Origin of the sequence: Kocuria sp. (assembly GCF_030538595.1) — a bacterium.
Lineage (GTDB): Bacteria > Actinomycetota > Actinomycetes > Actinomycetales > Micrococcaceae > Kocuria.
Map to the genome: position 1 here is coordinate 36,450 of NZ_JAUNTS010000005.1, position 22,535 is coordinate 58,984.

Consider the following 22,535-nt stretch of genomic DNA (forward strand, 5'->3'; position numbering starts at 1 on the left):
GTTGTTCATCTGGGCCACACGCTGGGTCCGGTCATGACCCGGACCACAACGGCTCCGCACCAGTCAGGAACTGCGCCACCTGCGCATCAATCTTGACGGCAGCATCCTGATCTGAACGCGTACGACCGTGATTGACAATCACCACGGGCTTGCCGTCGCGCACGGCACGGCGCACAAAACGCCTCCCGGAGTGCACGGTGAGGGAGGAGCCCAGCACCAGAATCGACTGGGCGGCATCCACCACGGCCGCGGCGTGGGCCACGCGGTCAGGGGCAGCGGACTCCCCGAAAAACACCACGTGTGGCTTCATCACACCACCGCACACGGGGCAATCGGGCACCACATAGGTTCCTTGGTAGTCAATCTCGGCATCGGCATCGGGGGCGAACTCGATTTCACGCGGGTCCAGGGACGCGCGGGCAAATTCTGGATTGGCCTCATCCAGCATCCGGCCCCACACCGCGCGCGGGATCAGCGATTGACAGGTCATGCACAGCACCTGGTCGTAGCGCCCGTGCAGATCGACGACGCCGAAAGACCCCGCCCGCTGATGGAGCCGATCAATGTTTTGGGTGATGATCCCGCTCACTGCGCCAGCGGCTCCCAGCCGGGCCAACACCTGATGAGAGACGTTGGGAGAAGCCTCAGCCAGATGATGCCAACCCACTTGGTTGCGCGCCCAATATCGGGACCGGTTGGCGGTCGTCGCCATGAATTCTTGGTAGGTCATGGGCTGACGCGGAGCCGAATCCGGCCCCCGATAATCAGGAATACCGGAGTCCGTGGAAATCCCCGCCCCGGTGAGAACGGCAACGGGCCCGGCAGCCAAGATCTCCAGCGCCCGTTCGAGTCCTCCATCCAGACTCAAGGCTTGGGGGTCAGGAAAAACGTCCTGATGGCCACGCTCCCCGTAACCTGCCCCCAGGATGCGGAGAGGACTCATTCCGATTCTCGTGACGCTGGCCCGGAGACCATACGGCTACTCGTCACCCGCTCAGCCCGCCGGCTGCTCAACCAGCTTGGCCAACGCCTCCCGGTAGGACTCCGTGGCGCGCGGCGTTCCCAATTCAGCGGAGCTGAAGCGATCCAGAATCAAGCCGTCGGCATCAATCAGGAAAGTGGTACGGCTGGGCACGCCCTTTTCCGGGTCCAGCACACCGTAGCTGTCGGCTACCTGACCGTGCGGCCAGAAATCGGAGAGCAGGTCAAACTCCAAGGACTCCTGGTTGGCAAAGGCTTTCAAGACGTGCGTGGTGTCCGTGGAGACAGCCAGCAGAAGGGCATCCACCGCTTGGACCTCCTCCAGCATGTCCTGCAGCTGGCACATTTCACCCGTGCACACTGATGAGAACGCAAACGGGTAGAAGACCAAGACCACCGGACGGCCCCGGTGTTCGGAGAGTTGAACATCCTCTCCGTATTGGTTGGTCAGGGTGAAATCGGGGGCAAACTGACCGATGTCAAGCATTTCTCTACCTCACAACCGTTGGTGCTGTGTTTCTAAAAGTTTCGCTTGGGAGCCAAACGCACTGCTGACCAGTCATTGCTGACACCTGCCGTGGTGGTTCGATGCAGCCCCGAGGTGGACGCCGCAGCCTCCACATCCCCCGGATTCACATATCCATCGCGGCCGGACTTGGGGGTGAACAACCACACCACGCCGCCGTCATCCAACTGGGACTGAGTGTCCACCAAGGCATCTACCAGATCGCCGTCGCCGTCACGCCACCACAGCAGTACGGCATCGACCACCTCTTGATCATCTTCATCCAGGATGTCTTCCCCGGTGAGTTCTTCGATCCGTTCGCGCAGGTCAAAGTCGACGTCGTCGTCGTACCCGAATTCCTGGACGATCGAGTCATCCGTGAGCCCGAGTTCGCTGATTGATCCGTCAGCGGTGGCCTTGGCCTCGCTCACTTCAGTTCTCCTAACCGTGGGCCCATGCCCCGTGATGTGTGGTGGCTGGCGTCCCTGCTGTTGGCAAAGTCATCCAGCTGATTGTTCGTATGTTACCTAGGATCCAGACAACACCGGATCGCAGCGGCGTGCAACCAAGGTGCAAGGAAACAGGCAACCACACTGAGATGTGGAGCCAACATGGCGCTTTACGCCACGCGCGTAGCCCTTTGATCTGGCACGGCTGGCATCCGGATGCGCACACGGCGGTGCCGGGTCCAAACCGGTGGTGGCCTACACATTGATGAGACCTGGCCTACACAGTGTGCGCACCGTGGCCCAGATGTTGGATGATAGGTGCCAGTGTTTACCAACGCTTCAACGCGCATCTGCCGCGGAACTCGACGAAGAGAGGTTGAACGTGGCTTCTGAAAGCAACAACCACATCCTGAGCGGTCTGACCAACGACCTGAAGGACTCCAACACTGAGGAGACCCAGGAGTGGATTGAGTCCTTCCAGGATCTGGTGGAGACCCAGGGCACTGAGCGGGCGCAGTACATCATGCGTGCCTTGCTGCAATACGCCGGCGCCAAGTCCGTGGGCGTGCCCATGGTGACCACCACGGATTACATCAACACCATTCCGGTGGACCAGGAGCCCGAATACCCCGGGGATGAAGAAATTGAGCGGCGTTACCGTGCCTTGATGCGTTGGAACGCAGCCATGATGGTGCAGCGCGCCCAGAAGCCGGAAATTGGCGTGGGTGGCCACATCTCCTCCTTTGCCGGGGTTGCCACCCTGTATGAAGTGGGTCAGAACCACTTTTTCCGCGGCCCTGACCACCCCGGTGGTGGTGACCAGGTGTTCTTCCAGGGTCACTCCTCCCCCGGCAACTACGCCCGTGCCTTCTTGGAAGGCCGCCTGAGCGAAGAAGACCTGGACGGTTTCCGACAGGAACGCACCAAGGAAGGCCACGCGCTGTCTTCCTATCCGCACCCCCGGATGATGCCCGACTTCTGGCAGTTCCCCACGGTGTCCATGGGGCTGGGCCCCATGAACGCCATCTACCAGGCGCAGTTCAACCGCTACCTGGAGAACCGCGGCATCAAGGACACCTCCGACCAGCACGTGTGGGCTTTCCTGGGCGACGGCGAAATGGACGAGCCCGAGTCACGCGGTCTGCTCCAGGCTGCCGCCAACGACAAGCTGGACAACCTCACCTTTGTGGTCAACTGCAACTTGCAGCGTCTTGACGGCCCGGTGCGTGGCAACGGCAAGATCATCCAGGAGTTGGAAGCGTTCTTCCGGGGTGCCGGCTGGAATGTGATCAAGGTGGTCTGGGGCCGCGAATGGGATGAGCTGCTGGAGAAGGACACCTCTGGCAACCTGGTCAAGATCATGAACGAGACCTTGGACGGTGACTACCAGACCTACAAGGGCGAATCCGGCGGTTTCATCCGCGACCACTTCTTTGGCCGCACCCCGGAAACCAAGGAACTTGTGGCGGACATGACCGACGACGAGATCTGGAATCTCAAGCGCGGCGCCCACGACTACTTCAAGATTCACGCCGCCTACAAGGCTGCACTGGAGTTCAAGGGGCAGCCCACGGTGATCTTGGCCCAGGGCGTGAAGGGCTACGGCTTGGGCCCGCATTTTGAGGCCCGTAACGCCACCCACCAGATGAAGAAACTCACGGTGGACAACCTCAAAGCCTTCCGGGATGCCCTGCGCATTCCCATCGAGGACGATCAGCTGGAGGATCAGTACAACGCCCCGTACTACCACCCCGGTCCGGATGCCCCGGAAATCAAGTACCTCCTGGAGCGCCGCGAGGCCCTGGGCGGCTACGTTCCGGAGCGCCGCCATGAGCAGAAGGAAATCACCCTTCCCTCTGACAAGGCTTTTGCCTCAGCCAAGAAGGGCTCGGGCAAGCAGCTGGCAGCCTCCACCATGGCGTTGGTGCGCATTCTCAAAGACCTCATGCGTGAAAAGGAGTTCGGCCACCGCATTGTGCCGATCGTCCCGGATGAGTCGCGCACGTTCGGCATGGACGCTTTCTTCCCCACCGCCAAGATCTACAACCCGAACGGCCAGAACTACCTGTCCGTGGACCGTGAGCTCATGCTCTCCTACAAGGAGTCGGAGCAGGGTGTGATCCTGCACCCGGGTATCAACGAGGACGGTGCCACCGGTCAGTTCATTGCGGCCGCCACCTCCTACTCCACCCACGGCGAAGCCATGATCCCGTTCTACATCTTCTATTCGATGTTCGGGTTCCAGCGCACCGGTGACAACTTCTGGGCCGCCGCTGACCAGCGGGCGCGCGGGTTCATCATCGGGGCCACCGCCGGGCGCACCACCCTGACGGGTGAAGGCACCCAGCACGGTGACGGCCACTCCCCGGTGCTGGCCAACACCAACCCCGCCGTGATCACCTACGATCCTGCCTACGGGTACGAAATCGGTCACATCATCCGCCGCGGCATTGAGCACATGTACGGCACCAAGGATGAAGACCACGACGTCATGTACTACCTGACGGTCTACAACGAGCCCATCCAACAGCCGGCAGAACCCGAGAACGTTGATGTTGAAGGCATCCTCAAGGGCATCTACCTGCTCAAGGAGTCGGAGAAGGACGGCCCGCGCGCTCAGCTGCTGGCCTCCGGCGTGGCCGTTCCCTGGGCCTTGGAAGCCCAGCAGATGCTGGCCGATGAGTGGGGCGTCTCCGCTGACGTCTGGTCGGTGACCTCCTGGACCGAGCTGCGCCGTGACGCCCTGGCCGCTGAGAAGGACGCCTTCCTGAATCCGGGTGAGGGTGCGCGCACCCCCTACGTCACCCAGGCATTGGCCGGTGCCACCGGGCCGATCGTGGCTTCCACGGACTACGTCTCCGAACTGCCGGACATGATCCGCCAGTACGTGCCCAATGAGTTCGCCACCCTGGGTGCGGATGACTTTGGATTTGCAGACACTCGCGCCGGCGCTCGTCGTTGGTTCCACATTGACGCAGCCTCCATGGTGGTACGGACCCTGGAAATGCTGGCCAAGCGTGGTGAGGTGGACTGGTCCGCCCCGCAGCAGGCAATCGAGAAGTATGACCTGTTGAACCCGCGCGCCGGTACCTCCGGCAACGCCGGGGGCGACGCCTGACCCCAGGGTGAGCCTTGAGAGGCCACACCGTGCAGTGAGCGCAATACGGCACCAGAGCCGTTGACCCGCTGTGGTGCCGTATTGTTTTGGCCATGCCAAAGGAGACAACGCCGGAGTCCGAAAATACGGGAGCCGGGGGGAAGGACCGCACCAGTGGTGGCTTCCTGGTATCGGGGTCGCGCTGGATCTTGGGGGGCCGTAGCTCACGCACCACGGTGCAGCGCACCGCTCGCACGGGAGCCCCGGTCCCGTCCAAGAAAACATTGGAGAACATTCGTGCCAATGTGGGGACCATGTCAGGGGTGGCCGTCCAAAAGCTGGAGGCCGAACTCCCCTGGTTCCGGGAGTTGCGCCCCAAGGACCGTTCGGAACTCGGGCTGGTGGCCCAACGCGGAATCGCCGCCTTTGTCACCTGGTACGAACAACAAGACGACGACGGCATGCTGCTCAACCGTCTCTTCCGGGACGCCCCCACCGATCTGGCACGGGCCATCTCCCTGCAACAAGCTCTGCAGGTGATGCGCGTGGTGGTTGAAGTGGTTGAGGACAATGTGCCGGAGCTTGCCACCAGTCACGATGAATCCGTGCTGCGTGAAGGGGTGCTGCGTTACTCCAGGGACATCGCCTTTGCAGCGGCGGATGTGTACGCCCGTGCCGCCGAAAACCGGGGTTCGTGGGACGCGCGATTGGAAGCCCTGGTGGTGGACGGTGTACTGCGCGGGGAGCACACGGATTCCCTGCGCTCCCGGGTTGCCGCTCTGGGGTGGACCAGCACGGGCCCCGTCACGGTCATGGTGGGCTACGCCCCGGATCAGACAAGTCCCGCCGGGGTGGCCAGGATTCGCAGGACTCTTGCCCGCCACACCACGGATGCGCTGGTCTCCATTCAGGGCAACCGATTGGTGCTGATTCTGGCAGGACTCTCCACGCTGGATCGGTCCCTGGAACGCATTGTGGGGCTTTTCGGCCCCGGACCTGTGGTTCACGGCCCGGAAGCCACCAACTTGTTTGCCGCAGCGGATTCCGCCGAACCTGCCCATGCCGCCCTCACGGTGGCTCCCGCTTGGCCGGAGGCCCCGCGTCCCGTGGACTCTGAGGAGCTGTGGCCAGAACGTCTGATGGCTGGGGACACCACGGCACGGGAAGCCCTGGTGGAACAGATCTACCGCAAACTGGAAGGCTCTTCCACGGGCCTAACGGAAACGCTTTCCACCTACGTCTGTGTGGGACACAGCTTGGAGGCCACGGCCCGTGAGCTGTTTGTGCACGCCAACACGGTGCGTTATCGGCTACGGCGGATTTCGGATGTGACCGGATGGGACCCTCTGATTCCACGGGACGCCTTTGTACTGCACTGCGCCATCATTGCCGGACGATTGGCGGATGACTGCCATCAGCCGTGAGCCTGGCGTCGTCGTGGAACAGACTGTGATCACCTCAATGTGGCAAACGCCGCATTCCGTCCCCTCAAATGCGCCGATTTGTAGAGTCCCCACAAACCTGACGCACGGGCTTGGTCCGTCACCTTCCTCCGCGGGTGGGGCAGCTGTTGGTGCAATAGTCGGGTGATTGCAATCGTCTGCCCCGGACAGGGTGCCCAAAAACCTGGACTGCTCAACGACTGGCTTGAAATCAATGGCGTTCGGGAACACCTGAGCGAACTTTCAGAAGCCGCCGGCTTGGATTTGATCCACTACGGAACCGAGGCCGATGAGCAGACCATCCGAGACACCGCGGTGGCTCAGCCTCTGATCGTGGCCACGGGCCTGGTGGCCGGAAGGCTGCTGCACGCCCAGCTCAAGGAGCGAACCGACCTGGTGTTCGCCGGCCACTCCGTGGGAGAAATCACCGCCACAGCCCTGGCCGGTGCACTGACGGAAACGGAGGCCATGGCCTTTGTCAGTGTTCGTGCCTCCGCCATGGCCCAAGCTGCAAGCACCGTACCCACTGGCATGTCTGCGGTTCTCTCCCCCAAGGAGGACGAAGTCCGCCAGGCCATCCAGGCCGCCGGGCTCACCGCCGCCAATTCCAATGGGGGTGGTCAGATTGTGGCCGCCGGAACCCTGGAACAGTTGGAGACTTTTGCTGCGCAACCTCCGGCCAAGGCCCGTGTGATTGCCCTGAAGGTGGCCGGCGCCTTTCACACCGAGCACATGGCCCCCGCTCTGGAACCCCTCCGGGACCTGATGGGCCAGCTGCATCCTCAACAGCCCACGGCACCGTTGCTCTCCAATTACGACGGCGCCGTGGTGACCAGCGGTGAAGCCAACCTTGAATCCCTGGTGGAGCAGGTGTGCCGTCCGGTGCGGTGGGATCTGTGCATGCAGCAACTCACGGACATGGGCGTGCAGAACATTGTGGAAATGCCCCCGGCCGGCACCTTGGTGGGTCTGGCCAAACGTGGCATGAAGGGAGTGCCCGCATTGGCGCTGAATTCTCCCGCTGAGCTTGATCAGGCCCGTACCATTCTGAATTGAGCGGCGTTTCCTGACGACTCCGTCCTGCAACGCTCGTCCAGTCCCTTGACGTATAAGGAGCACTCACCTCGTGGTGACTCTCAAGCAGTACACACCCAACGCCCACTCCCGAATCATGGGGATGGGAGCGTTCCGCCCCAGCACCATCGTGACCAACGATGACGTCTGCCAGTGGATCGAGTCCTCCGATGAATGGATCCGGCAACGTACCGGCATTGTGACCAGACACCGGGCCGATGCAGAGACTTCGGCCCTGGACATGGCACTGGGGGCAGCCCGTGAAGCTGTGGAAGCCGCTGGAATCCAGGCTTCCCAGGTGGACACCATTCTGGTTTCCACCATTTCCTACCCGTACCTGACTCCGTCCATGGCCGCGGTCCTGGCTGATCAGCTGGGCGCCTCCTCTGCTGCGGCTTATGACATCTCCGCCGCCTGCGCCGGATACTGCTACGGGATCGGACAAGCAGATGCTCTGGTCCGTTCCGGGATGAGCTCCTATGTGCTGGTGGTGGGTGTGGAGAAGCTCTCGGATGTGATCAACAACGGTGAGCGCTCCATCAGCTTCCTGCTGGGTGATGGTGCCGGTGCCGCCGTCGTGGGTCCTTCTGACACCCCCGGAATCGGCCCCACGGTGTGGGGATCGGATGGTTCCAAGCACGATGCCATTCGCATGACCCACCCCCTGACGGATATTCGTGAGGCGGAAGCCGGGCGGCAACGGCCCGTGCGCAAGGACTTGGTGGACCCGGAGACCGGCGACATGCCAGCCGATGCTCCCCTGTGGCCCACACTGCGCCAAGACGGTCAAACGGTGTTCCGGTGGGCCTCTTTCGAGGCAGCCAAGAAGGTCACGGAGGCCTTGGAGGCCGCAGGTTTGCAGCCCGAGGACCTGGGTGCCTTCATCCCGCACCAGGCCAACATGCGAATCATTGATCAGATGGCCAAGGTGCTCAAACTGCCCGAATCGGTGGTGATCGCCCGTGACATTGCCGATGCCGGGAACACCTCCGCCGCCTCGGTCCCCCTGGCGGCCCACCGGTTGCTGCAGGAACACCCCGAGCTCTCCGGGAAACCGGCGTTGCAGATCGGCTTTGGCGCCGGTCTGGTCTTTGCGGCCCAGGTCGTGATTCTGCCCTGATGTCCCACGGCGGTGCGCGCCCACCTTCTGTGAAGCAGCACACCGTCCGCACAACCACGGTCCTGCGGCCGAGGCGCACGCGCCGGAATCCTGCAAGACCCGCTGAGCCCAGGTGGCACGGCAGGTGACCGGGACGTCAAGTCTCACTTGCAACAATCCGACGCACCCGCCCGGGGACCGGTCACGCACGCCAGGCACGCCATGCCCGTCGTACAGTGGCACCGCACTGCACTCCGGTCGTCCCGGGTCCGGGGTACCACCCCGGCCCGACGATCCACCGGTCGTCACCCGCCGACCGAAACCACTGCAGGTCCGTGAGCGCGGGCCGCGAGGAAAGGAATGCCGACATGGCGAGCAAGGAAGAAATTCTGGCCGGCCTGGCCGAGATCGTGAACGAAGAAACCGGTCTGGAGACCGAAGCTGTCCAGCTGGACAAGAACTTCACCGAGGACCTGGACATCGACTCCATCTCCATGATGACCATTGTGGTCAACTGCGAAGAGAAGTTTGAGGTCACCATCCCGGACGAAGAGGTCAAGAACCTCAAGACCGTCCAGGACGCCGTCGACTTCATCGACAACGCCCAGGGCTGATCGCCCGCAACCCGCCGTCGAGCGGTACGCGCACGCTCTCCGCGAGCACGTCACGGTTCAGGTGCGTTGAGCACGCTGAATCGGGACGGCGCGTACCGCACGTCGCGCGAGGCGTAAGCCCCTCCCCGGACACCAGGAAGTAGTGCACATATGCCCCGCAAAGTAGTCGTCACCGGTCTGGGTGCCACCACCCCAATCGGCGGCACCGTCCCCGAACTGTGGCAGAACGCCTTGGAGGGCGTCTCCGGCGTCTCCAAGCTCGAAGAGGACTGGGTTGAGACCTACGACCTTGCCGTGCGGATCGCCGCCTCCGTCTCCACCCCCGCATCCGAGGTCCTGAGTCGAGTTGAGGCCAAGCGCCTTGACCCTTCCGGCCAGTTGTCGCTGATCGCAGCCCGGGAAGCCTGGGCGGATGCCGGCTTCTCCGCACCGAACGCCGATGAAGCAGAAGGCGTTGACCCCGAACGTGTTGCCGCAGTGTTCGGCACCGGAATCGGTGGCGCCTGGACCCTGCTGGGTGCTTGGGACACCCTGCGGGAAAAGGGCGCCCGCCGCGTGATGCCCCTGACCGTTCCCATGCTCATGCCCAATGGCAATGCCGCCACGGTCAGCATGGAGTTGAAAGCCCGCCGCGCCGCCATCACCGCCGTCTCCGCCTGCGCCTCCGGCACCGAGTCCTTTTACCAGGGCTTGGAACTGATCCGCAGCGGCAAGGCAGACGTGGTGGTTGCCGGCGGTGCCGAATCCGCCAACCACCCCGTGAACTTTGCGGCCTTTGGCGCCATGCAGGCGCTGTCCCGCCGCAATGACGAACCCGAGCGCGCCTCCCGGCCCTACGACGTCGACCGAGATGGTTTTGTGATGGCCGAAGGTGCCGGATGCGTGGTGCTGGAATCCGAGGAGTTTGCCAAGGCTCGTGGTGCTCGCATTTACTGCGAACTGGCCGGTGCCGGACTCTCCGCAGATGCTTTCCACATCACCGCCCCTGACGACGCCGGTGCCGGTGCCGCCCGGGCTCTGACGGAGGCCATGGAGTCCGGTGAGTTTGCGGCGACTGACGTGATCCACGTCAACGCGCATGCCACCTCCACTCCCAAGGGTGACATCCCCGAGGCAGTGGCCCTGCGCCGAGCCTTTGGTGAGACCGTGGACAACATCCCGGTCTCCGCCACCAAGTCCATGACCGGGCACATGCTCGGCGGCGCCGGAGCCGTGGAAGCCATCCTGGCGATCAAGGCTCTGACGGAGCGCACCGCACCGTGCACCATCAACTTGGAGAACAAGGACCCCCAGATTGATCTGGACGTGGTCACCACGGCGCGTGCATTGCGCCAAGACGGCAGCGTGGTGGTCTCCAACTCCTTTGGATTCGGTGGACACAACGCAGTGGTTGCCTTCCGCGACTACTGAGCCCAGTACCGTACGACGCCCAAGGCCGTACGACGCCCACTGCTGTACGACTCCCAGTGCCGTACGACGACGAACGCCCCCGGACCCATCAAGTCCGGGGGCGTTCGCGTACGCGCAGGAGGAAGTCGGTGCGGCTTCAGGAGACGCGGTGCAACCAGCGCACGGGAGCCCCCTCAGCGGCCAAACGGAACGGTTCCAGTTCCTCGTCCCAGGCTTCCCCCAAGGCCAAAGACAGTTCGTTGACCACCAGAGCCGGGTTGCCTTGGGCGGTGACGTAGGCGTGGCGAATCCGGTCTTCGGAGACCACCACATTGCCTGCGGCATCCGTGGTGGCATGAAACACCCCGAGGTCAGGAGTGAAGGACCAGCGTGAGCCGTCAGCACCGGGGGAAGGCTCTTCTGTGATCTCGAACCGGATCTTGCCCAGCGTGCGCAGTGATGACGCCATGAGGGCACCTGTTCCCGAGGGACCGGCCCATTCCAGCTCAGCACGAAGGGCCCCCGGTGCCGCCTCCTGGGGAACCCAGTGAAGGCCGGTACGCCCGCGAGCCAAAGACTCCAATGCCCACTGAACATGGGGACACAGAGCCTGCGGCGCGGAGTGAATCTGCAACACTCCGCGCGTGATGGATGAAGACATGACCTGTTCCTCCGGCGTGTAGGTGCGTCTTCCCCAACGACCTTCCACGGGTTCTGTGTCCGAAGGAACCGATCCACCAAGTGGACCCGCCCTGTCTGGTACTGGACAACGCAGTGGGATTCGAGGCCCACCGAGCTGTTCCAATGCTATGAAATTGGTATGTGTTCCGGTCACCGTGGATTCGAGGCCACTATTACCGGGACATGGCAATTTTCTTGATCTGGAAGGAATTAGTCAACCTGAAAGCGGCAATTGTGAAAGATCACCCGTTCCGTGGGTGCATCTTCCACACGCATTTCAGGCACGTGGGTGAGCCTGTTGGAACGCCGCGCCCAGCCGGTCCACGGAGACGTGGGTGTAGATCTGGGTGGTGGACACGGATTCGTGGCCCAAAAGTTCTTGGACGCTACGCAGGTCCGCACCACCGTCCAGAAGATGGGTGGCAGCGGAGTGGCGCAGGGCATGTGGGCCGCGGGCTGCCACATCCTCCTGTTGGGACAGCTCCCGATTCACCACGTCCCGGATCTGGCGGACTCCCATCCTGGCCCCGCGGCGCCCCAGAAGAAGTGCCCGGCCGGAGGTAGCAGTGCACAGCCAGGATCGCCGGTTGAGCCACAGCTCCAATGCAGCATCCGCCGGCGCCCCGAATGGCACCGTGCGCTGTTTGTTTCCCTTGCCGGTGACCACCATGGTGCGCTTGCCACGGTCAAGATCGTCCAGGTCCAGACCCGCCAGCTCGGCCACCCGTAACCCAGCGGCCCACAGCAGTTCCACGATCAGCCGATCACGGGCAGCCATGGCCAACGCGGGCAGGGTCATGTCAGCGGAGCGGCTTTGGGCTTCCAGCCGATCCGTGACCGCCAACAGATCAGCTGCGGACACCACGTCCGGCAAGTGCGAGTTCTTCTTGGGTGAGACCAGACGCAGCGTGGGATCAGCCTGCACTCGCCCCGTGCTGGTGCACCATCCGAAAAACGTGCGCACCGCTGAAGCCCGGCGGGCAGCGCTGGAGGCAGCACCGTGTCCTGAACTAGAGGCACCTTGACCTGATGTTGCAGTTAACCGCTGCGCCATCCAGGACCGGATCACGTCCAAGTCGATCAGTTCCAGGTCCAGATCATTCTCCGTGGCAAAAACCAGAAGGGAGGCCACATCACCGGTGTACGCACGAACCGTGGCAGCGCTGCGTGAGCGTTCCAGCGTGAGATAGGAGCCGAACTCTTCCAGATGGCTTTGCAGCACCGGTGACACATTGCCATGTTCCATGCCGCCTGCCTTTCCGGGGAGTACGCCCCTACCGCTGTTCTGGTCTGGTTCATCGCTGGCGGGGCCGCACCCACAGACCTCCTCGGTCAACGGCCAGCCCTGCCCGCTCCAGCCTGCGCAAACCGCCCAAGACCTGGCGTGTGGGCAACCCTGCCACACCAGCCAATGAATCAACCGTAGCGCCCTGCACCACGGGTAACGCATCTGCCAACTGCCGATCAGCTTCACTCAATCCATCAAAGATGGCCAGCTGAGGGTTCTCCCGGTCAACTCCTGCTGTGCCGAGCGTAGGAGCATCCACAGGGCCGATCAGCGCCAGGACGTCGTCGGCGTCGGTGACCAGAACAGCGGAGCCCTCTCGGATCAGGCGGTGGCAACCTGCGGAGGTGGCTGATTGCACGCTACCGGGAACGGCTCCCACAGGACGGGACAACTCAGCAGCATGATGGGCCGTGCTCTGGGCACCGGATCGCCACCGCGACTCAGTGACCACGGTGCCGGTGGCTAGGGCTGCGATCAGCCGATTTCGGTCCAGAAAGCGGAACCGAGCCGGCATGGTCCCCGGCGCGGCTTCGGAGATCACCAGACCTTGATCTGCCACCTGATGCAGCAACTCTTGATTGCCCCGCGGGTAGAGCCGATCCACTCCCCCAGCCATCACGGCCACCGTGGGCACTGCACTCGTGCCAGCAGCCAAGGCAGCCCGGTGAGCGGCTTCATCCACACCGTAAGCCCCACCGGAGAGGATGCTCCAGCCCCGGGCCGCCAGGGCCCCGGCAATCTCAAAGGTCACCGCACGCCCGTAGGTACTGCAATCTCGGGAGCCCACAACCGCCACGGTGTGCTGAGCAAGGTGAGCCAGGTGACCACGTTCGCCCCTGCCCCACAGGCACACGGGCTCGGTCTCCTGGAGATCATGCAATCCGGGCGGCCAGTCCGACTCTTCCGGGAGGCACATCCACAGTCCTTGGCGTTGCGCACGGTCCCACATCCGTTCTGGATCGCACTGCGCTGCCCGGGCTGACCAGCGTTCCACGGCTCGGGCGCCGGTTGCCCCTCCCAGACCCGGCAGCGGTTTGCCACATTCACGGATGGTGAGTTCCAGAGCGTGGTGCTCTTCTCCGGTGACACCACGCTCCCCGGAGATGATGCCCCACGCGGCCACCGGGCCCAGGGCGCGCAGGATGAGATGCCCGGTCAGATCCCGTGGTTCCAGAACAACCGACAATCCAATCCTGGCCATGCGGATCTGATGGATGTGATGGCTCTGCCAAGCACTCGTGTTCCCCTGCCGATCCGGACTCATGCCAGCTCCGATGAGCGAAAGTACAAAGCGGTGTCCACGTCTTGGGCATCAGGTGCGTCCCGCCCGTCAAGGTCTGCCACCGTCCATGCCACACGCAGTACTCTCTGCACTCCGCGAGCCGTCAGCACGCCACGTTCCATGTCCCGTTCCAGAGCGGCTGTGACCTTGGGTGGTCGTCGCAGCTCACCGGTGAGCAGGGAGGCACCGATTTCCGCATTGCACCGCACCCCGTAGGCCGCCAACCGTTCCCGCTGCCGGGTTCGGGCTTGAGCCACCCGCGCAGCAACGGTTGCACTGTCCTCCCCCGTGGGTGCGGACGTGAGTTCGGCGTAGCTGACCGCGGGGACATTGATCCGCAGGTCCACCCGGTCCAGCAGCGGTCCGGACAGCTTGCCAAAGTAGGAACGCCGTTCCCTGGGTGTGCATCGACATTCCTGGGCCTTGCCGGTGGATCTGCCACACGGGCAAGGATTGGCAGCCATGACCAGCTGAAATCTGGCGGGATACTGCGCGGATGTCGCCGCTCGGTCAATCCGGACCGTGCCGGTCTCCAACGGCTGGCGCAATGAATCCAGGACTCCGCGGTCAAACTCTGGCGCCTCGTCCAGGAACAGCACACCGTGGTGCGCTCTGGAGACGGCACCGGGCCGTGGAATACCACTGCCACCTCCCAGTAACGCGGCAGCGGAAGCCGAATGATGCGGACTTTCAAACGGTGGGCGTCGGATCAGTGCGGTGCGTGGACTCACCCGCGCATCCAGCGAATGAACCGCCGTGACCTCGGTGGCCGCGGCATCGTCCAGGCCAGGTAACAACCCGGGAAGACGCTCAGCCAGTAGGGTCTTGCCCGCGCCCGGAGGGCCGCACAGCAGAAGATGGTGGCCACCGGCGGCAGCCAATTCCAAGGCTGCGCGGCCGTCATACTGACCGGCCACATCGGCAAGGTCGGGTCCGCTGGAACCGGCCGTAGCGTCGTCGTTCGTCTGTGGTGCGACGGCGGTGTCCGTCCTGATCGGGGCGCGCACCAGTTTCCGGGGGTCCGCACCGGCGGCAGCCAAAACATCAGCCAAACATTCGTGACCCCGGACCACGGCACCCGGGACCAGGGCTGCTTCCGCTGCATTGGCCTGCGCCACCACCACGTGAGGGTTGCCGGCTGTCACGGCTGCCAACACAGCCGGAAGGATTCCGCGGACGGGACGTAATGCGCCATCCAGGGCCAGCTCCGCCAGGTACACCGTGTTGGGCGCGGGTGGCATCACGCCATCGGCCTGCAAGATGGAGGCCGCTATGGCCAGATCAAAATGGGAGCCTTTCTTGGGCAGTGTTGCCGGGGTGAGGTTCACGGTGATCTGGCGTGGACTCAGCGGCACCCCCGAGTTGCGTGCCGCAGAACGCACACGGTCTTTGGACTCGCGCACGGAGAGATCCGGTAACCCCAGAACGTTGAAACTGGGCAGCTGGGATCCAATGTCCGTTTCCACTTCCACCACGGTGCCCCGTAGCCCGATCAAGGCCACGGACAGTGCCCTGGCAAATCGTTGCGTCCCCACGATACCCCCATGCTGTTGCCCGAAAACGCGGTCCGTCACCGCGCCGCGTGGTGCCGGCTGAACCACGCTGAGCCCAGCTTGGAGGCCTGCGGCTGAGGGTGAATCACCCAGGCGGTGTCTGTGGACAGGGACCCGCGCCTCAACCGGCCCTCTCACCGCCTGTGGAGGATTCAGCGCGCGGGTTTGGGATTCGGGCCTTGCCGTGAAGCGCATGAGAGCTTGAGAGCCGCCAGAACTTGGGAGCGTGGGAGCACGTTGACCTCCCACCCTGCTGTCGAGTTCCCCGTTATGCGCCCAGTTCCCACTCTGTGGTGAAAAAATTCGCAGCCAGATGGGAAGTCGGTGAGCGCAGTGAGTGCAGCAGGTGCAGCGTGTGCGGGGTGTGCGGCGAGCGCAGGGTGTGCGGTTCAAGTCAATCCCGGGCGGTGCTCCACCGTCACGGCTGTGGGCTTGCCCGGGCGCCTCTGGAGGAGAACGGCCACGGCATCCACTCGACGTGTTCGGTTCAACTGTCGGTTTTCGGAGGCCCAGGCCACCAGGAGTTGATGCAGGCGGCGCAGCTTGATGGCGGTGATGGCTTCCAGCGGGTGACCGTAGCCCAATCCAGCACGTGTTTTGACTTCCACGGCCACCACCACGGGGCCGATCATGACCACCAGATCCAGTTCTCCGGCCAGTCCGTGCACCGACTTTTTGGCCCTCCAGTTGCGCGCCACGATCTGCGCCCCGTGAGCTGCCAGATAGTCGGCAGCCACCTGTTCGCCCAGCTGTCCCAGTCCGGATCTGTCCATTGCTTGCACGGTGCTCCCCTTTGGCCAACCGATTCCACCCCGGAACTCGTTGTCCGGGTGCTGCGCTCCACATCGGATGGTTGCCCTTCAGCCTGCACTGCGGCGTGGTGGGAGCACCAGAGAGTCAGCCAAGCTGTGGATGGAGGCCGGGGACACGGTTGTACCGGGGCTAGACCCCCAGTTTCCAAGAGCGCCGGTGGTATTCGCTGACTCCGTGTTCGATCAGTGCAGCCCGGTGGGCGGCGGCACCATAGCCCTTGTTCCCGGCCCAGCCGTAATGCGGGAACTCATGCGCAAGCTCCACCATGGCTTGGTCCCGTTCCACTTTGGCCACCACGGAAGCAGCCGCAATGGAGGCACAGTGCAGATCTCCCTTGACCACGGTCTGCACCCGCCCATTCCACGCAGAGTGGACAGTCCCCGAGGCGGAGACCGGATCAGACACCGCTGTGAACAGATCAGCCTGCGGGTCCGTGAGCCAGTCATGTACGCCGTCCAGCAGCACCGTCTGAGGAGTCAGCGGCGGTGGAATGGAAGCCAATGCCCTACCTCCGGCAAGGCGCAATGCCGCAATGATGCCCAGGGCGTCGATCTCGGCAGGAGAAGCCGAACCGGTACGAAGACACAGGGCCCAATCAGCCAGTTCAGGCAGCAACGCCTGCCGCACCGCAGGCCGTAAGAGTTTGGAATCGCGCAGCCGCGCGGGAGCTTCCACGGTGGCGGCCCCCACCACGGCCACCCCCACTGTCACAGGTCCAGCCAGCGCACCGCGGCCCACCTCATCCATCCCGGCGACCAGATTCGGTTGCTCCGCTGCCTCCTGACCAGCGCCCAGAATCGCACGTTCCATGGTCAAGCTGGGTACCACGTCTAAGCCCATCGGTTGGACCTCTGAGTCGCGGGGGTGTCCGGAACCGCCTCGAACACCGTGGTGTAGTCAGTCAAGGCACCGGAACGATTCAAGGGCCACGTGACCACAAAGGCTGTCCCGATGACGTCGTGTTGACTCACAAAGGCGCGGTTTTCCGGCAGGTAGAACCGTGAGTCCCCGGAAGCACTGCGCCGATCTCCGAGCACAAAGTAGTGATCATCCGGCACGATCACGTCAAACGGTGTGTCTGAGGCAGGCTCCCCGGGTGGCAGGTACGTTCCGGCTTCCTCCACGGGGACGTCGTTGATCATCAGGCGACCTTGGGAATCGCAGCAGGTCACGCGATCACCGCCCACTCCGATCACACGCTTGACCACGTGGTTGTCCGAATCATCAACCGTCACGCCCAAGAACGCCATGCCGTCGTTGATCCAGTCCCACAGTGAGCTGGGTTCATCGGCCGGTGGCAGCCACCCTTGGGTGTCGTTGAACACGATCACGTCTCCACGATCAGCGGGCCGCAATGTGGTGTCCAGGACGTTGACGAACACCCGGTCTCCGGAGACCAAGGTGGGTGCCATGGCATCCGATGGGATCAAGAAGCCACGCACCAGCACGTGCTTGGCCACAAAGGCAATCAGCAGCGCCCACGCGACCACCACCAGCAGCTCGCGCAACACTGTCACCGCACGGCCGCGGGGGTGCGCAGGTGGATTCGCATCCCGTGCGCGCCGTCCCGAACGACGGCGATACATGGGGACGCCGTCTTCCCTAGTTGCGGGGGCCTCCCCCAAGTCCTCCCAGCGTTCAGTCACCCAGGTGTCTGAGCTGGGTTGTCTCACCGATCCTTCACGTTCGGAGGACCCTGTGGTGGACGGTGGCCCCCCGGGGGTCATTGGCCGTCCCCGGAGGCTTCCTCAACTCGGGCGAAGGTGTCCTCTTGACTGGAAAGACCCTGCCAACGGTCCATGGGCCACACAATGGCCATGGCCTTGCCCACAATGTCATCATCACTGACAAACGCGGTGCCCTGTTCAATGTGGTAGCGAGAATCGCCGGAGGCCGACCGGTGATCACCCAACATGAAGTAGCTGCCTTCCGGCACTGTCACATCAAACGGAATGGTGGAAGGGTCATCACCCTCAAACAGATACGGCTCATCCAAAGCCACCCCGTTGACGCTGATCCGGCCATCCGCATCACAGCAGGTCACGGTGTCCCCACCCACTCCGATCACACGTTTGATCAGGTAATTGGTGCTGGTGTCCGGGGCCAGACCCACAAACTCCATGGCACGGCGCACGGGATTGGCGGAGGTGTCTGCGGGCCCCATCCAGCCCTGGGTGTCCTCAAAGACGGCAATGTCCCCACGCTGCAAGTCCCCGTACCAGGAGTGCGCCACATTCACACCGATCTTGTCATCGAGCTGAAGGGTGTTCTCCATGGATCCGGACGGGATGAAAAAGATCCGGAACAGAAAAGTCTTGACCAGGAAGGAAATCAGCAACACCACCACAACGGTGATCAAGATCTCCTTGAGAAGCCCGCCGGAGGACTCTTTCTTGGGTTTCCCCTGAACGGCTGGCTCAGAAGAATCTGCGGCCGCAGCGGAATCACCGGGGATGGGGGGTTGGGTCACGGGCTTTCCTTCCGGGCCGAATTACTGCGGGTCAGCGCGGCCCAGCGGCCACAGCACCCTGACGGGTTCACCGATGATTCTATCTGCCCTGACCAGGCCTCCACCGGGGGCACCCAGCAGTGATCGGGAATCCACGGAAACCGAGCGGTGATCTCCCAGCAACCACAGGCGCCCCTCTGGAACCACCACGTCAAAAGCTGTCTCACTGGGGGAATCACCCGGATAGAGATAGGGCTCGTCCAGGGGTTGGTCGTTGACCACAAGCTGTCCGTCGTCGTTGCAGCAGGTGACGGTGTCCCCCGGCAGGCCGATCACACGTTTCACGAACGTGTCCTGGTTGGGCCGAACACCCAACCACGCGCCAAGTTGCTGCAGGGCTTGCACGGCTGGTGGGTCGTCATCCAACGGGGCAAAAGAACCGCGGCCATCAAAAACCACCAATTGCCCACGTTCCAACTGCGTCACGTCCACCATCTTGGTCACCAGCAGACGATCACCGGGTTCAACGGTGGGCTGCATGGAGGTGGAACCCACGTAATAAACATCCACCACCCACGCGCGAATCACCAGCACCAGGATCAGTGCAAGAGCCACGGCCACCGCACTCAACCGCCATCCGTGGCTCCAGCGCTGCCAGGTGCTCGGTGCTGCATCGCCCTCCGGACTGGGGGCTGCGGAAGCGGGTGGTGCAGCACAAGTCTCCTGCTGTGCTGGAGACGCCGAGAACCCGGCAGCAGAGTCTTCTGCCGCCGGGTTCTCGGATTTCTTGTGCTCAGGCACGGTAGCTGTGATCAGGGTGGGCATCAGATGCCGCACCCGCTGGGATCACTTGCCTTCGTTGCCGCGCTTTTCGCGGATACGGGCGGCCTTGCCGTGACGATCACGCATGTAGTAGAGCTTGGCGCGACGAACGTCACCGCGGGTCAACAGCTCGATCTTCTCGATCACCGGGGAGTGAACCGGGAAGGTACGCTCCACGCCCACGCCAAAGGAAACCTTGCGAACGGTGAAGGTCTCACGCACGCCGTCACCCTGACGACCCACCACAAAGCCCTTGAATACCTGAACACGGGAGCGGTTGCCTTCCACAATGTTCACGTGCACGTTGAGGGTGTCGCCGGGGCGGAACTCGGGAATGTCGTCCCGCAGGGACTTGGCATCTACCTGGTCAATGATGTTGGTCATCACAGTTTCTCCTGGTGAACGCCGCAGGTCATTCACGTGAGTCACGCGGCACACCAAACGACAATCACCGGGGAACCGGTGGGTGGTTGGTGTCCGCACAGTCAGTAACCCGCAGACCACTGGGGGGTCTTGGCGGGGTGTGTGCTGTGTGGTCGCTCTTCCCCCTGCGGCGGGGGCGTGCCCAGCACACACGCAGCGCACCATTATGCCACAGACTTCCCGTGACCGAACGACGACGCCCGCCCCCCCTTGTGAGCCGCACCAGCCACCACAGCGGTGTTCAAGGAGTGGGAGTACAGCCCTCTGGGCGATTCTGGGGCTGCGGTGGGAGCAGCGTGTTTTCCGTCACGGTCCAGCCGCAGTCGGCCAGAACGGAGCGGTCCGCCGCGTCCAAAACCGCAGGGTCCAGGGACGCGATCAGATCGGGCCGCCGGGCTGAAGTACGGCGCAGTTGCTCATCCCGGCGCCACCGCGCAATGTGCCCGTGGTGTCCGGACAGCAGAATCTCCGGGATCGGCCGCCCTCGCCACTGCGCGGGCTTGGTGTACACCGGGTACTCCAGCAAGCCGTCTGCGTGGGATTCCTCCACCAGGGATTCGGGGTTGCCGATCACTCCCGGCACCAGGCGACCTATGGCTTCCACCATGGCCAGCACGGCCACCTCTCCCCCGTTGAGCACGTAATCCCCCAGGGACATGGGGCGAACCTCAAAGGACTCCCGTGCCCACTCGATCACCCGTTCGTCAATACCTTCATACCGTCCGCAGGCAAAGACCAGGTGCTCGCGCTGACTCAGTTCCTGAGCCACCGCTTGGGTGAAGACCTGACCGGCCGGGGACGGCACGATCAAGACCGGTCGATCGGCGACCGGTGGTTGTGAACCGTCCAGGGTGTCCGTCAGCGCCAGAGCCCAAGGTTCAGGTTTCATGACCATGCCCGCACCCCCTCCGTATGGGGTGTCGTCCACGGTGCGGTGCCGATCTGCGGTGTAGTCCCGCAGGTCCGTGACAGACACGCTCAACAGACCATCACGGCGCGCCTTGCCGATCAGCGACAGATCCAAGGCCCCCAGGTACTCGGGAAAAATGCTGATGACATCAAGGCGCATCAGTCGGCTCCTGCTCAGACCCCAGTTCCAACAGGCCCGGAGGCGGGGTCAGCAGCACCGTCCCTTGGTCCTGATCAATGTCAGCCACGATTTCTTGCACAAAAGGAATGTCGATTTCTCGGCCGTCGGCAGCCAGCTTGACCTGGAGTAGATCCTGATGCGGCATGGTGCGCAAACCAGTCACGGTACCGATCACCCGCCGGTCAGGATCGGCCACCAGCACATCCATCTGCAACAGTTCGTGTTCGTACCAGGCGTCATCGGCGTCGTCGTCGGTGTCAGAGGAACCCTCAACGAACAACTGGCTGTCCCGCAGTGCTTCCGCAGTGTTGCGGTCCGTGACCTGCGCAAACCCCACCACCAGAATCTGCTTGTTCCAGCGTGCGGAACGCACCTCCAGTTCGCCTGAAGGCAGCACGGCGCGGGCGGCCTCGGAGGCGGTTTCCACGCTGAGCCTGGCCCCGGGAGCAAACCGCAACTGCGGCTCATCGGTGAAGAGCTGGACCGTCACTTCCCCGCGGATGCCGTGGGGCTTGCCAATGCGTGCCACTTTGACCTTCATTAGCGCTTCTGAACTCCTTGGTGAGGGTGTGGGACGACCGTGGCCCCGCACCCTGGACGGGTACGGGGCCACGGTACGTGCGAGGGCTGCTGACTCCAGACTGGTGTCAGCGTCGGCGGTCGGTGTCAATGACATCCACGCGGACGGATTCGTTGTCCGCCAGAGCGGAAACCACCGTGCGCAGGGACTTGGCAGTGCGGCCTTGGCGGCCAATCACGCGCCCCAGGTCATCGGGGTGAACCCGGACCTCCAGGCTTTCCCCACGCCGTCCGTTTTTGGCCCGGACGTCAACATCATCGGGATTGTCCACGATGCCGCGCACCAGATGTTCCAACGCTTCAGCGAGCATGATCACCCTCCGCCACCATCATCATTCAGCCTTGTCAGCCTCAGAGGATTCCTCGGCTGCAGCTTCCGTGGACTCGGCGTCAGCCTCAACGGCTTCCGCGGTGGGCTCAGCAGCTTCCTCAGCCTTGGGCGTGATGGCTTCCGGGATGATGACCGAGCCCTTGTCCGGGGCCACGAACTCAGCCTTGGCCTCGGGTGCCTTCAGAGTGCCTTCAGCACCAGCTTCACCCTTGAACTTCTGCCAGTCACCGGTGATCTTGAGGATGGCGGCAACAGCTTCAGAGGGCTGAGCACCCACTCCCAGCCAGTACTGCACGCGGTCGGAAACCACGCTGATGTAGGACGGGTTTTCGGTCGGGTGGTAAATACCGACCTCTTCGATCACACGGCCATCGCGCTTCTTGCGAGAATCGACGACGACGACGCGGTAACGGGGATCGCGCATTTTGCCCATGCGCTTGAGACGAATCTTGACTGCCACTGGTGCAATCTCTCCTGGTTCTTGAAATGTGTCGGGTTCACAGTTTTCGCTCCCGTGGGGCGGGCCGAACTGCCGTGGACCCTGTGGACACGAAATACGTGCGGAGAGAGGGTC

The 22,535-nt window shown here is 63.3% G+C and carries 23 protein-coding genes; 6 read left to right on the forward strand and 17 right to left on the reverse strand.

Annotation, left to right across the window (positions count from 1 at the left end):
- Positions 1-31: 31 nt before the first annotated feature.
- From Q4G32_RS05820 to Q4G32_RS05830, 3 genes are read right to left on the reverse strand one after another with little or no spacing between them, the layout of a single operon-like run.
- A complete protein-coding gene (locus Q4G32_RS05820; protein WP_303349936.1) occupies positions 32-943 on the reverse strand; it encodes a Sir2 family NAD-dependent protein deacetylase in 912 nt (303 codons plus the stop codon).
- A 51-nt stretch (positions 944-994) separates the two neighbouring features.
- Positions 995-1,468 carry a peroxiredoxin gene (locus tag Q4G32_RS05825; RefSeq protein ID WP_303349937.1) on the reverse strand — a complete coding sequence of 158 codons (474 nt, stop codon included), beginning with the start codon at positions 1,466-1,468 and terminating at the stop codon, positions 995-997.
- A gap of 32 nt (positions 1,469-1,500) precedes the next feature.
- Entirely contained in the window at positions 1,501-1,917 is a 417-nt protein-coding gene (locus Q4G32_RS05830) for a DUF3052 domain-containing protein (RefSeq protein WP_303349938.1), read from the reverse strand.
- Between the two features lie 400 nt (positions 1,918-2,317).
- Here Q4G32_RS05830 and aceE point away from each other — a divergent pair, with 400 nt between their 5' ends.
- The 6 genes from aceE to Q4G32_RS05860 all read left to right on the forward strand — a co-directional run bounded on the left by aceE (position 2,318) and on the right by Q4G32_RS05860 (position 10,671).
- Positions 2,318-5,053 (forward strand): pyruvate dehydrogenase (acetyl-transferring), homodimeric type, encoded by a 2,736-nt coding sequence (gene aceE, locus Q4G32_RS05835; protein ID WP_303349939.1) that lies wholly within the window; start codon positions 2,318-2,320, stop codon positions 5,051-5,053.
- A 92-nt stretch (positions 5,054-5,145) separates the two neighbouring features.
- The gene (locus tag Q4G32_RS05840) at positions 5,146-6,456 is read left to right on the forward strand and encodes a PucR family transcriptional regulator (RefSeq protein ID WP_303349940.1); all 1,311 of its coding nucleotides are present in this window, start codon (positions 5,146-5,148) and stop codon (positions 6,454-6,456) included.
- A gap of 162 nt (positions 6,457-6,618) precedes the next feature.
- Positions 6,619-7,530, forward strand: a complete 912-nt coding sequence (locus tag Q4G32_RS05845; protein WP_303349941.1) for an ACP S-malonyltransferase — start codon at positions 6,619-6,621, stop codon at positions 7,528-7,530.
- Between the two features lie 70 nt (positions 7,531-7,600).
- On the forward strand, positions 7,601-8,668 hold the full coding sequence (locus Q4G32_RS05850; RefSeq protein ID WP_303349942.1) for a beta-ketoacyl-ACP synthase III: 1,068 nt from the start codon (positions 7,601-7,603) through the stop codon (positions 8,666-8,668).
- Between the two features lie 347 nt (positions 8,669-9,015).
- A complete protein-coding gene (locus Q4G32_RS05855) occupies positions 9,016-9,261 on the forward strand; it encodes an acyl carrier protein (RefSeq protein WP_006215098.1) in 246 nt (81 codons plus the stop codon).
- Between the two features lie 150 nt (positions 9,262-9,411).
- Positions 9,412-10,671 carry a beta-ketoacyl-[acyl-carrier-protein] synthase family protein gene (locus Q4G32_RS05860; protein ID WP_303349944.1) on the forward strand — a complete coding sequence of 420 codons (1,260 nt, stop codon included), beginning with the start codon at positions 9,412-9,414 and terminating at the stop codon, positions 10,669-10,671.
- Between the two features lie 136 nt (positions 10,672-10,807).
- Here Q4G32_RS05860 and Q4G32_RS05865 read toward each other — a convergent pair whose 3' ends face one another.
- The 14 genes from Q4G32_RS05865 to rpsP form a co-directional block, all read right to left on the reverse strand.
- Positions 10,808-11,311: a DUF3145 domain-containing protein gene (locus Q4G32_RS05865; protein ID WP_303349945.1), complete on the reverse strand. Its 504-nt coding sequence runs from the start codon at positions 11,309-11,311 to the stop codon at positions 10,808-10,810.
- Between the two features lie 297 nt (positions 11,312-11,608).
- Complete coding sequence (locus Q4G32_RS05870) at positions 11,609-12,577, reverse strand: tyrosine-type recombinase/integrase (protein ID WP_303349946.1); 969 nt, start codon at positions 12,575-12,577, stop codon at positions 11,609-11,611.
- A gap of 49 nt (positions 12,578-12,626) precedes the next feature.
- Positions 12,627-13,883 carry a DNA-processing protein DprA gene (gene dprA, locus Q4G32_RS05875; RefSeq protein ID WP_303349947.1) on the reverse strand — a complete coding sequence of 419 codons (1,257 nt, stop codon included), beginning with the start codon at positions 13,881-13,883 and terminating at the stop codon, positions 12,627-12,629.
- Positions 13,880-15,436, reverse strand: coding sequence for a YifB family Mg chelatase-like AAA ATPase (locus Q4G32_RS05880; RefSeq protein WP_303349948.1), 1,557 nt, complete (start codon positions 15,434-15,436; stop codon positions 13,880-13,882). The genes dprA and Q4G32_RS05880 overlap by 4 nt, the downstream gene beginning before the upstream one ends.
- A gap of 407 nt (positions 15,437-15,843) precedes the next feature.
- Complete coding sequence (locus tag Q4G32_RS05885; RefSeq protein WP_303349949.1) at positions 15,844-16,227, reverse strand: YraN family protein; 384 nt, start codon at positions 16,225-16,227, stop codon at positions 15,844-15,846.
- 169 nt (positions 16,228-16,396) lie between these two features.
- Entirely contained in the window at positions 16,397-17,077 is a 681-nt protein-coding gene (locus Q4G32_RS05890; protein ID WP_303349950.1) for a ribonuclease HII, read from the reverse strand.
- A gap of 20 nt (positions 17,078-17,097) precedes the next feature.
- On the reverse strand, positions 17,098-17,940 hold the full coding sequence (gene lepB / locus Q4G32_RS05895; RefSeq protein WP_303349951.1) for a signal peptidase I: 843 nt from the start codon (positions 17,938-17,940) through the stop codon (positions 17,098-17,100).
- A gap of 50 nt (positions 17,941-17,990) precedes the next feature.
- Entirely contained in the window at positions 17,991-18,737 is a 747-nt protein-coding gene (lepB, locus tag Q4G32_RS05900) for a signal peptidase I (protein ID WP_303349953.1), read from the reverse strand.
- 21 nt (positions 18,738-18,758) lie between these two features.
- Positions 18,759-19,541, reverse strand: a complete 783-nt coding sequence (gene lepB / locus Q4G32_RS05905; RefSeq protein ID WP_303349954.1) for a signal peptidase I — start codon at positions 19,539-19,541, stop codon at positions 18,759-18,761.
- A 21-nt stretch (positions 19,542-19,562) separates the two neighbouring features.
- Positions 19,563-19,922 (reverse strand): 50S ribosomal protein L19, encoded by a 360-nt coding sequence (rplS, locus tag Q4G32_RS05910; RefSeq protein ID WP_303349955.1) that lies wholly within the window; start codon positions 19,920-19,922, stop codon positions 19,563-19,565.
- Positions 19,923-20,202: 280 nt separating this feature from the next.
- Positions 20,203-21,030 (reverse strand): tRNA (guanosine(37)-N1)-methyltransferase TrmD, encoded by an 828-nt coding sequence (trmD, locus tag Q4G32_RS05915; protein ID WP_303349956.1) that lies wholly within the window; start codon positions 21,028-21,030, stop codon positions 20,203-20,205.
- Positions 21,020-21,592 (reverse strand): ribosome maturation factor RimM, encoded by a 573-nt coding sequence (gene rimM / locus Q4G32_RS05920; protein WP_303349957.1) that lies wholly within the window; start codon positions 21,590-21,592, stop codon positions 21,020-21,022. Before rimM ends, trmD begins: the two co-directional genes overlap by 11 nt.
- A 106-nt stretch (positions 21,593-21,698) precedes the next feature.
- Positions 21,699-21,941: an RNA-binding protein gene (locus Q4G32_RS05925; protein WP_303349958.1), complete on the reverse strand. Its 243-nt coding sequence runs from the start codon at positions 21,939-21,941 to the stop codon at positions 21,699-21,701.
- 21 nt (positions 21,942-21,962) lie between these two features.
- Complete coding sequence (gene rpsP / locus Q4G32_RS05930) at positions 21,963-22,421, reverse strand: 30S ribosomal protein S16 (RefSeq protein WP_303349959.1); 459 nt, start codon at positions 22,419-22,421, stop codon at positions 21,963-21,965.
- Between the last annotated feature and the right edge of the window lie 114 nt (positions 22,422-22,535).